A 7,684-nucleotide genomic window follows, 5' to 3' on the forward strand; every position below is an offset into this window, starting at 1 on the left:
AGGTGTCTACTTTTTTAGGGGCAATCCAGGTGAATAGAAAATCGTAGCCCGTATCATCGTCGCCTTATGCACAAAGCCCCTGTGGATGCTATCCACAGGGGCTTTGTCTATTCAGCGCAACTCACTGTTCACGCCTTACCCTTCACTACTGACGCTTCACCGTTAAACCGCGTCTTTACCGGTTTCGCCAGTACGAATACGGATGACCTGCTCAAGGGGTATCACAACGATTTTACCGTCACCGATCTTACCGGTGTTGGCGACCTGGGTAATCGCGTCGATCACCTGCTCGGCCATATCGTCGTCAACGGCCACTTCCAGCTTCACCTTGGGTAGGAAATCCACCACGTACTCCGCGCCACGATAGAGCTCCGTGTGGCCCTTCTGACGGCCAAACCCTTTCACTTCCGTTACCGTAATGCCCTGCACGCCGATATCAGAGAGCGATTCGCGTACGTCATCAAGCTTGAAAGGCTTGATAATGGCTGAGATCAATTTCATTGCGACATCCTCTAGCTTGGTGGCCCACTGTTATCAAAACAGCGTTATTGAACGGTTGTCATAACCCATCAAGGTTGGCGGGGCGCTCGCATAGGCAAAGCCCGTTACCCAGTGGGTTAAGCATACACCGCCATGGGCAGAGAATAAAAAACCAGTACGTACCTAGCTAATAACAACCAGCGTGCAACCTACCTGTGAAGGACAAAAAGGCCTCCCACGGTGGGGAGGCCAAAAGGAGCACGCCAGCTCACATGATTAGCGCAAGCTTATTTCTTAACGCTAAACTCGGGATAGGCTTCCAGACCGCACTCAGCGATATCGACGCCTTCATACTCTTCTACCTCGCTAACGCGGATCCCCATGACCGCTTTCAGCACCAGCCATACCACTAAGCTTGCGATGAAGACCCAGCCAAAGATGCCCACGATACCGATCAACTGTGCACCGAAAGAAGCATCGCCATTATTCAGCGGTACTGCCAACACACCCCAGATACCGACCACACCGTGAACGGAGATCGCACCAACCGGATCGTCCAGCTTCAGTTTGTCCAACGTTACGATAGCAGCGACAACAAATCAGGCCACCTACTGCGCCAATAATGGCAGCACCCAGCGCTGAAGGAGAAAGAGGGTCGGCGGTAATCGCCACCAGGCCAGCCAGCGCGCCGTTCAGGGCCATGGTGAGGCCCGCCTTGCGGAAACCACAGCTTAGCTAGAATAAGCGCGGCGATGACACCACCAGCAGCCGCTGCGTTGGTGTTCACGAACACTTGCGCAACGTTGTTAGCTGAACCGATATCGGACATTTTCAGCTCAGAGCCACCGTTGAAGCCGAACAAGCCCATCCCCAGGATGAAGGTACCCAGCGTTGCCAGCGGCATATTGGCACCGGGAATCGCGTGGATAGAGCCATCTTTACCGTACTTGCCTTTACGCGGGCCAAGTACCAGCACACCGGCAAGCGCTGCAGCCGCACCGGCCATGTGCACAATGCCGGAACCCGCGTAGTCAGAGTAGCCCACTTCAAACAACCAGCCGCCGCCCCAGGTCCAGTAGCCAGACACCGGGTAGATGAACGCAGTCATCACCACGGCAAAGGCCAGAAACGCCCACAGCTTCATACGCTCAGCAACCGCACCCGAAACAATCGACATCGCGGTAGCCACAAACACTACCTGGAAGAAGAAGTCAGAACGCATGGAGTAGTAAGGCGCATCGTCGCCACCGGCCAGCACTGCATCGGCGCTGTTTTCAGTACCGATCAAGAAGCCCAGGTTCGGCAGGAAGCCGCCTGCGTGCTGGAGTACATGATGTAGTAGCCCACCAGTAAGTACATGGTGCAGGCAATCGCAAACAGTGCGATGTTTTTAGTCAGGATTTCTGCGGTGTTTTTGGAGCGAACCAAGCCCGCTTCCAGCATGGCGAAGCCTGCGGCCATCCACATGACCAGCACGCCGCAGATCAAGAAGTAGAACGTATCGAGCGCATAGGTCAAATCAGCTAACTCATTCATGAGGTGTTCCCCGTTTGTACTAAGAAAAGGTACTTGGAAGAGATACTTGGCGACGTTAAAACGTCATCAGCAACTCAAAGTCGGCCCTTAAACGGCGTCGGCACCGCGCTCACCGGTACGAATACGGATCACATCTTCTAACGGCGTCACAAACACTTTGCCGTCGCCGATTTTGCCGCTATTCGCTGCGTTACAGATGGTATCCAACACGCTCTCCAGGCGCGCATCGTCGACGGCGACTTCCACTTTCACCTTGGGCAGAAAGTCGACCACGTATTCCGCACCGCGGTAGAGTTCGGTATGCCCCTTTTGACGGCCAAAGCCTTTTACTTCGGTAACCGTAATCCCTTGAACGCCGTTGTCGGCGAGTGCTTCACGAACGTCGTCAAGCTTGAATGGCTTGATGATAGCGGTGATGAGTTTCATCCCGGATCTCCCCTGCTGGCTCGGTGGATAGCGGCATGGCCGCCCGAATTTAGTGCTTGCCCTACTAATGCTCATACCGTGCCACTCACTTTTTTATTATTTAAATTCAAAAACTTAAATTATTAACATAAGTAAGTGGCGGTAAGTAAGCACCGCTAGCTACTACGTGCCGGACTTGCTTTGCACCATAAAAGAACATTGAAAAAAGCTAGTCGCCCCATTTCGATGCATTTGTACACGTACGCCCACCGCGCTTAATTAACAAACGGCACATGCGAATCGTCGGCGGGTTGCGTATCCTTACTCACAAGCAGTTCACATTTATGCGTGATCGTGTAAGGAGATAGCCATGGCGCCCCAAGACCGCATTAGCCGCTTAGCCCAGCAGATCGGCGACCCCTTACAGAATGCGTCGCAAGCCCCGGAAGATATTCAGAAAGGTGTCCAGCAGGTGGTACGCGGCGCGTTTGACCGCGTGGAGCTGGTATCGCGGGAAGACTTTGATATTTTGATGGATGTGCTGCAACGCACCCGCTCGCGGGTAGAGGCCCTAGAGCGCCAAGTGGCCAGCTTGGAAGCAGCAGTAGAGGCCTCTAGCACCAACGCCGCCACGCCTGTAGAAGCTGAAGTACCGCCCGCCCCTGTGCAACCTTCCAGCACAACTAAGCCAACCGCTGACGGCGCTGAGTAAGTACGCCGTTTTGCACGGCATGGGGCAGGTTCGGCTGCCCCACTTCTTGCCCCTACCTCTCTCCCACACTCTCTCCCGTCCTCTCCCCTGCACTTAATTCAAAACCTTATACCAGTGAACAAGAATCACTATCATTGACAACCCTAGTGATAGTGCTATCGTGCGCTTATCTGCAGCCTCCCGCGTGCCGTTAAGCACCAATACGGCGCAGGCACTACGCTCCACCCACGATAGCGACTGCCCCAATGCCTCAGCAGGAACGCTTAGCAACGCCTGAAATCACCCCCTTTTCGTTGGCCCAGCTTGGCCAGCGCTTCGGCATTCACTACCGCATTGAAGACCCTTCTTCTCCGCGCCAGCCGGTCGCCACTGGTCATGTACATGACGTTAGCCTGCGCCACGGGGTGCACTTAACGCTCTCTGATTTGCAGGTAGAACGTGGCTATACCTCCACGTCTTACCAAAGCGTGCCATGGTTCTTGAGCGTTATCTTGGAAGGCACTATTCATCTCCAAATGGGCAAGCAGCAGATACAGCTCTCTGCAGGAGATGGCGTATGCAGCCACTTTGATGCCCGACACCCACTCATGGTGCATCAGCCTATTCAAACACGCCTTCGTACTGTCAATATTGCGGTTCTTGGCCACTGCACCCTTAGGCCTACCCACCCCGCCTGATGCTTCATGTTTGCATTGCTGGAAGCTCCCCAAGGCCCTCTGCGAAACGCTTTGCACCATTAGTGAGCAACCGCCCTCGCTCTGGCGACAGGCGCTCGTTTGGCAGGGGTTAGCACTGCAGCTAATTGGATTAGGTTTGCCCGAGCGTCTGACAGCGCTACCCGAGCACAAACGCCTTTCTACCCGTGATCGTCATTGCCTCACGGCGCTGCACTCGCGCATTGCTCAGCATCCCGCCGAGCCTTATAGCCTCACCGCATTAGCCAAAGAAGCCGCTATGAGCCCCAGCAGCCTGCGCCAGAAGTTTCGCGCCTGCTGGCTGCACGCTGTTCGACTATATTCGCCAAGTGCGATTACAGCAGGGGTACGAGGCACTGCAACGAGGTGAGAGCGTGCAGCAGGCGGCCCATCACTGTGGGTATCGGCATGCCAGCAACTTCTCCAGCGCCTTCAAGCGCCACTTCGGTTTTTCCCCTCACGAGTGGAATCGCTCCAGCGTATAGCCAGCGCTTGAGGTCCTTTCGCGTGCACAAACATGTCAGCGCGCATAGCAGGCTTGGCACGGCGCATACCTTTATGGCGCCATAAAAAGCAATAATTCTCATTGCTTAATAACACTGATTCCACTTCCTCCCAGGATCACTTATGGCCTCCACCCATCGTCTATTTTTACTTGCCCCCTTGAGCAGTGCGCTGCTCATCGCGCTGGCAACGCCTGCTGCGGCACAGCCGAGCACTGCTTTAGCCACCGTCACTGTGACTGCCCAACAGGCGGCGACCAAAGTTGCTACGCCCTCTATCGAAACCCCACAGAGCGTTTCGACCATCACCGAAACGCAGATGTCGCAACGCGGCGTCAGTACCGTACAGCGCGCCGCCGACTACACCCCCGGCGTGTATAGCAATCAAATAGGGGCTTCCAACCGGTTTGATTACCTGGTGCTGCGGGGCTTATCCGATGGCAGCTTGAGCAACACTTTTTTAGATGGCTTGAAGGTGATGGGCGACGCCAACTCCCATAGCAGCATGCGCATCGACCCCTGGTTTTTAGACAGCATCGAAGTGGTGCGCGGCCCTGCATCCGTGCTTTATGGCCGCGCCTCACCGGGCGGCGTGGTAGCGCTCAACAGCAAACGCCCTGAGTTTGAGCAGGGCGGCAAACTGCGTTTTAGGGTCGGCAATAATGATCAGCGCAGCGCAGCGTTTGATCTCACGGGGCCGCTGGGGGAAGAACAGCGCGTTGCGTTTCGCCTCACCGGCATCGCCAGCGCCGCTGATACCCAGTTTGGCCCAGCCGAAGAGGAGCGCTACGCCATTGCGCCACGGCTAACCTGGGACATGACCGACGCCACCAGCCTGACCGTCGAAGCGTATCTTCAGGATGAGCCAGAAGGCGGCTACCACTCCGGCGTGCCTTATGAAGGCGCGGTGATCGCTCGCAATGGCCGCCAAATAAGCAATAACTTCTTCGATGGCGAAGCCGATTACGACGCCTATAAGCGCACCCAGCGCATGCTCGGCTATACCCTTGAGCACCGCTTTAACGACCGCGTATCCGCGCGCCAACTGCTGCGCTATCTCAATTCAGACGTGACGCTAAATCAGGTGTATGGTTTTGGCTGGGCATCGCCGACCTAAAACGCATTGGCCCGCTACTCCTCCGGCAGCGAGGAGTCGCTTCAGGCCTTAACGGTGGATAATCAGTTAGAAGCCCGCCTGACCAACGGCTTCATGGAGCACACCCTGCTGTTGGGAGCGGATTACCAGCAACGCGAGAACGACGTTGCCTGGTCTTCCGGCGAGTTCCCCTCTTTGGATGCCTTCAACCCGGTCTACGGCAGCGAGCCGCTGGCGTTCTACGCGCCCATCCGGGAGAACCACGAGTTGGAGCAAACCGGCGTCTACCTTCAAGATCAAATCGCCGTCAATAACTGGCGCGTGACGCTGGGCGGGCGCTTTGACTGGGTCAATATCGATAACACCAATCGCGACAGCGGCGCTACCAGCGCGTTGAGTGACACCCAATTTAGCGGCCGCGCCGGGGTGGTGTACCTGTTCGATAACGGCATTGCCCCCTACGTCAGCTACTCGACGGCCTTTACCCCCACCAGCTTCGTCGATGCCAACGGCGACCTGCTCGCTCCCATGGAGGGTGCACAGTGGGAAACCGGCGTGAAATACCAGCCCAACGAACAGCAGCAGTACAGCGCAGCGCTGTTCCACATCAGCCAGGAGAACGTGGCTACCAAAGAGCAGCCTACCGACCCCTACCGTGCCGTAGGCGAGATTGAGTCACAAGGCATCGAACTGGAAGCCCAAACGCAGCTCACCGAGGCGCTCTCACTTCAGGCAGGCTACAGCTTTACCGACATTACCTACGCAAAAAGCGACGACGGCAACCAGGGCAATAACGCCATTTACTCCCCCCGCCATCAAGTACAGCTGTGGGGCCACTATGCCGTGCAGGAGGGTTGGCTAAGCGGTGCGGATATCGGCGTGGGCGTGCGCCACTACGCTGACATTGCCTCTGACCGCGCCAACACCGCCACCGTGCCGGACTACACCCTCGTTGACGCCACGCTGGGCTACGACTGGAGCCAAGCAGGCTTCAATGGCGTCGAAACCCGCCTGAATGTGCACAACGCCCTGGATAAAGAGTACGTGGCGTCGTGTAACTCACTGGAGTACTGCTATTTCGGTGCCGAACGCGGCGTCACCGCCAGCGTTCATTACCGTTTCTAAGCAGCGACCACACCCAGGCGCACGCGCCCTGTGCATGCCTGGGTGTTTCTATTTGCAATTGATAAACAGACTCGTTTAAATAAGGCGCTTATTGCTAGGTACTAACCTCATGCGCTGTTTCCCCCGACTGCTTATCCTGGCTCGCCGCAGCCTGCTTGCGGCTGGCCTGCTGTTGTCTACCGCCAGCCACGCCCAATGGGGCAACATCGACGGGACCATTGCCGAGACGCTGCTCGCGATTGACGCGCAGGTCAGCGGCATTGCGCAGCAGCCCGCCTACCACGACTGGGTGGGCGAGCCGCGCATTCCCGAGCATGGGATGGATATTGGCCTGCGCACCCAGCCCAACTTCGAGCTGCTGGCCCAATCGCCCCCCGAACAAACACTGCTCTCGCCTATGTTTACCGGGCTGATTCCCCGGCTGGAGAAAATTGCCCCGGTGGGCACCTTCGCCCTCTACTCACCAGGCGCGGAGACATGGCCGGAGATGCAGAGCCTTACCCGTCAACTGGGCGAGCTGACCGACCGCAACGCCGAAGCCGAGGCGCTGATTGAGAACACCGAACAGCTGATGGCTGAGCTGCGCCGCCAGCACGGCGACTCGCCCCCACTGCTAATGGTGCAATTCATGGATGCCCGCCATGTGCGGGTATTTGGCGAGAACAGCCTCTACAACGCCGTTCTAGGGCAGCTTGAACTGCCCAACGCCTGGGACCAACCCACCAACGCCTGGGGGTTTTCACTGGCCGGTATTGAAGCGCTGGCACGCTACCCCGATGCCACGCTGGTCATCGTCGACCCACTCCCCGCAGGCGTGGAAGAGCAGCTGGAAGGGAGCGGCCTCTGGCAGCACTTACCCAACGTGCAAAACGGCCGCCTACTTCGCCTGCCACCAGTTTGGAGCTTTGGCGCTCTCCCCTCCGCCCAGCGCTTTGCCCGTGAGCTAACCAGCGCGTTGAATGCCCATCACGCTGACTAGCCCGCCATCAACCTGCCCACCAGAGTGGCGCCCAACGCCTGAAATAAAGTAGGCTTAGCCAACGAGCAGGCTCATTAAACTGAGTGAGCCGATTGAGAGACGTTGCGAGGGAGCGCCATGACACTAGCCATTGTCGCCACGCGGGCAGGCGTG

General features: G+C 57.1%; 7 protein-coding genes and 2 pseudogenes. 6 read left to right on the forward strand and 3 right to left on the reverse strand.

All coding sequences use genetic code 11. The features are described from left to right. Positions 1–162 precede the first annotated feature (162 nt). From B4967_RS00005 to B4967_RS00015, 3 genes and pseudogenes are all read right to left on the reverse strand, one after another. The gene (locus tag B4967_RS00005) at positions 163–501 is read right to left on the reverse strand and encodes a P-II family nitrogen regulator (protein ID WP_083022875.1); all 339 of its coding nucleotides are present in this window, start codon (positions 499–501) and stop codon (positions 163–165) included. A gap of 266 nt (positions 502–767) precedes the next feature. Beyond that, positions 768–2,016, reverse strand: a pseudogene (locus B4967_RS00010) (ammonium transporter). An 87-nt stretch (positions 2,017–2,103) separates the two neighbouring features. Then, positions 2,104–2,442, reverse strand: coding sequence for a P-II family nitrogen regulator (locus B4967_RS00015; RefSeq protein WP_083022877.1), 339 nt, complete (start codon positions 2,440–2,442; stop codon positions 2,104–2,106). Positions 2,443–2,791: 349 nt separating this feature from the next. Here B4967_RS00015 and B4967_RS00020 point away from each other — a divergent pair, with 349 nt between their 5' ends. The 6 genes and pseudogenes from B4967_RS00020 (at position 2,792) to B4967_RS00035 (ending at position 7,531) form a co-directional block, all read left to right on the forward strand. After that, a complete protein-coding gene (locus B4967_RS00020; RefSeq protein WP_083022879.1) occupies positions 2,792–3,133 on the forward strand; it encodes an accessory factor UbiK family protein in 342 nt (113 codons plus the stop codon). 245 nt (positions 3,134–3,378) lie between these two features. Then, the gene (locus tag B4967_RS18405; RefSeq protein ID WP_243470223.1) at positions 3,379–3,810 is read left to right on the forward strand and encodes a hypothetical protein; all 432 of its coding nucleotides are present in this window, start codon (positions 3,379–3,381) and stop codon (positions 3,808–3,810) included. Positions 3,811–3,946: 136 nt separating this feature from the next. After that, positions 3,947–4,198, forward strand: a complete 252-nt coding sequence (locus tag B4967_RS18410; protein ID WP_243470225.1) for a hypothetical protein — start codon at positions 3,947–3,949, stop codon at positions 4,196–4,198. Next, the gene (locus tag B4967_RS18415; protein WP_243470224.1) at positions 4,158–4,313 is read left to right on the forward strand and encodes a helix-turn-helix domain-containing protein; all 156 of its coding nucleotides are present in this window, start codon (positions 4,158–4,160) and stop codon (positions 4,311–4,313) included. Before B4967_RS18410 ends, B4967_RS18415 begins: the two co-directional genes overlap by 41 nt. A gap of 142 nt (positions 4,314–4,455) precedes the next feature. Continuing rightward, a pseudogene (locus tag B4967_RS00030) lies at positions 4,456–6,552 on the forward strand (TonB-dependent siderophore receptor). Positions 6,553–6,661: 109 nt separating this feature from the next. Beyond that, positions 6,662–7,531, forward strand: a complete 870-nt coding sequence (locus B4967_RS00035; protein WP_083022881.1) for an ABC transporter substrate-binding protein — start codon at positions 6,662–6,664, stop codon at positions 7,529–7,531. The last annotated feature ends 153 nt before the right edge of the window (positions 7,532–7,684 follow it).

Origin of the sequence: Vreelandella lionensis (assembly GCF_002087295.1) — a bacterium.
GTDB lineage: Bacteria > Pseudomonadota > Gammaproteobacteria > Pseudomonadales > Halomonadaceae > Vreelandella > Vreelandella lionensis.

Bases quoted from the DNA above. Each gene is read 5' to 3' on its own strand.
- B4967_RS00005 (WP_083022875.1), bottom strand. From the start codon at position 501: ATGAAATTGATCTCAGCCATTATCAAGCCTTTCAAGCTTGATGACGTA.
- B4967_RS00015 (WP_083022877.1), bottom strand. From the start codon at position 2,442: ATGAAACTCATCACCGCTATCATCAAGCCATTCAAGCTTGACGACGTT.
- B4967_RS00020 (WP_083022879.1), top strand. From the start codon at position 2,792: ATGGCGCCCCAAGACCGCATTAGCCGCTTAGCCCAGCAGATCGGCGAC.
- B4967_RS18405 (WP_243470223.1), top strand. From the start codon at position 3,379: ATGCCTCAGCAGGAACGCTTAGCAACGCCTGAAATCACCCCCTTTTCG.
- B4967_RS00035 (WP_083022881.1), top strand. From the start codon at position 6,662: ATGCGCTGTTTCCCCCGACTGCTTATCCTGGCTCGCCGCAGCCTGCTT.